The following is a 2,551-nucleotide window of genomic DNA, read 5'->3' on the forward strand; positions in this document are numbered from 1 at the left end:
ATCAGCCGGGAGGGCGGGCTGATCGACATGGGGGTGGAGCACGGCTTCATCCGCAAGTCGGGTGCCTGGTACACCTATGAGGGCGATCAGCTGGGGCAGGGCAAGGAGAACGCCCGCAACTTCCTGCGGGACAATCCGGATCTGGCCGACGAGATCGAGAAGAAGATCAAGGAGAAGCTCGGCATCGGCGCGAAGACCGAGGCCCCCGAGAGCGAGCCGGGCACGGACGCGGCCAAGACCGAGGCCGCCCCTGCAGCGGCGGCGAAGACGGTGCCCGCGCCGACGACGCGCGCCAAGGCGGTCAAGAGCACCGCAGCGGCCAAGAGCTGAGCCGTGGCGGGACGTCAGGGGGAGCCACCGGCAGATCCGGAGGAGCGGGCGCGGGCGATCTGCCTGCGCCTGCTCACCGGAACGCCGCGCACCCGCGGGCAACTCGCCGAGGCACTGCGCAAGCGGGAGATTCCCGAGGACGTCGCCGAGTCGGTGCTCTCCCGGCTGGAGGACGTCGGACTGATCGACGACGCGGCGTTCGCCGACGCCTGGGTGGAGTCCCGCCACCACGGCCGGGGCCTCGCCCGCCGGGCCCTAGCCCGGGAACTGCGGCACAAGGGCGTTGATTCCGAGCTGATCGACCATGCGGTGGAGCAGCTGGATCCGGAGCAGGAGGAACGGACCGCCCGAGCCCTGGTGGAGCGCAAACTGCGCGCCACCAAAGGGCTGGAGCGCGACAGGCGGCTGCGCCGGCTCGCCGGGATGCTGGCGCGCAAGGGCTACTCGGAAGGGCTCGCCCTCCGGGTCGTGAGGGAGGCACTGGAAGCGGAAGGGGAGGATGCGGAGGAGTACCCCCTGTACGGCGGGGACTGAGCCGCACGGCACCGGTCGGCGGTGGCGCCGATCGACGGCACTCACCCACCGATCGACGGCGGCAGGGTCACGAGTCCGCTGTGGCCGCCTCTCCGGCCAGGGCGCCGCGCACCACCTCCACACAGGCACGCAGTTCACCGGTCCGGGCGCCGGGCAGCGCGGTCACCAGATGCCCGTCCGGGCGGATCACCAGGGCGGTGTGGGCGACCGCGCCCGGATAGCCCTCGGCCACCAGCAGCTCAGCGGGCACCGGCAGCCCCTCCACCACGGCGGCCAGCTCCGGCATCAGCCCGGCCGACAGCCAGTGGCGGCTGTCCCACACATGAGTGCCGGGCGCGACCAGCAGCACCAGCAGATCGCCACCCAGCCGCTCCCACAGCCGTCCCCGCGTCCCGTCCAGGGCCGTCACCGGTACGTCCCGCACAGGCGATCCCGGATCGGTCCCGACGGCGAGCGCTCCGGGAACGGTGTCCCGCCCCGGCGCCAGCGGCGAACGTCCGTGGCACGGGGGCGCGCCCAGCGGCCCTTGGCCCAGGTGCCCGTCCGTCAGCAGCTCCAGGTGTCCCCGCGAGGCGCCGGACAGCAGGGTGCGCAGCCCCCCGCCCCCGCGTACCAGGGGCAGTGCCTGGTCGAGGGCCCGCAGCCGGGCCCCCACCGCGCCGCGGCGCTCGGTCTCATAGCTTTCGAGCAGTTCCCCGGGCGCCTGGCCGCGCAGGCACAGCGCCAGCTTCCAGGCCAGATTGGCCGCGTCCCGCAGACCCTCGTCGACGGACTGGGTTCCCAGCGCCCCCAGCAGATGCGCCGCGTCACCGGCGAGGAAGGCCCGGTCCGAGCGCCAGTGCCGAGCCAGTCGCTGGTGGGCGATGTGCACGCCGGTGTCCAGCAGTTCGTAAGGGGGAGGATCCTCCCCGCACCATGCGGCCAGGGTGTCGCGTATCCGGGCCAGCAGCGCGTCCGGGGTGACCAGATCGCCGCGCGGTGGCAGCAGCCAGTCCAGCCGCCACACGCCGTTGGGCAGTGGACGCGCCACCACCTCGCCCTCACCACCGGGCACATCGCGGTGCAGCAGCGCCTCGCCGTCCCAGGGCAGTTCCACCCGCAGGGCGGCCACCGCGTGCCGCTCGACGGAGGTGCGCCCGGGGAAGCGGATCCCCAGCAGCTTGCGCACCGTGGAGCGGGCGCCGTCGCAGCCCACCAGATAACTGCCCCGCCACCAGGTGCCGGCGGAGCCGGGAGTGCCGCGGGTGTGGGCCGACACCCCCCGTTCGTCCTGCTCCAGCTCGTCCAGGCGGGCCCCGGTGACGATCTCGGCCAGCGGCTCCCGCCCCAGTGCGGCCCGCATACCCCGCTCCAGTGCGTACTGCTGTATGTGCACCGGCGAGGTCCGGGCGTCCAGCTCGACCCGCCGCACCGGCTGCCGCCGCCGCTCGGTGCGCCACGCCGCCCACCGGGCGCCGCCCAGCGTCGCCGCGTACGCCGCCGTGTCCGGCCGCAGGACGCAGGTGCGCGCCGTGCGCTGCTCCACCTCGCCGTCACCGCCGTCCAGCACCACCGACGGCACACCGTGGCGCGCCAACGCCAGTGCCAGCGCCAGCCCGACGGGTCCCGCGCCGACGACGATCACCGGGTCCACGACGGGCGGCCCTCGCAGTTCTCACGGTCCGGGCGGTTGTCACGGTCGGGGGAG

General features: G+C 74.2%; 2 protein-coding genes and 1 pseudogene. 2 read left to right on the forward strand and 1 reads right to left on the reverse strand.

Annotated features, from left to right (window positions below; genetic code table 11):
- Both L7D48_RS27990 and recX read left to right on the forward strand, forming a co-directional pair.
- A pseudogene (locus L7D48_RS27990) lies at positions 1-330 on the forward strand (DNA recombination/repair protein RecA); the annotation flags it as partial.
- Between the two features lie 3 nt (positions 331-333).
- The gene (gene recX, locus L7D48_RS27995; protein WP_237883770.1) at positions 334-864 is read left to right on the forward strand and encodes a recombination regulator RecX; all 531 of its coding nucleotides are present in this window, start codon (positions 334-336) and stop codon (positions 862-864) included.
- Positions 865-931: 67 nt separating this feature from the next.
- On the opposite strand, the gene L7D48_RS28000 is transcribed toward recX, so the two are convergent.
- Positions 932-2,497, reverse strand: coding sequence for an FAD-dependent monooxygenase (locus L7D48_RS28000; protein ID WP_237883773.1), 1,566 nt, complete (start codon positions 2,495-2,497; stop codon positions 932-934).
- Positions 2,498-2,551: the final 54 nt, after the last annotated feature.

The organism is Streptomyces sp. ICN903, from assembly GCF_022015835.1.
Lineage (GTDB): Bacteria > Actinomycetota > Actinomycetes > Streptomycetales > Streptomycetaceae > Streptomyces > Streptomyces fenghuangensis.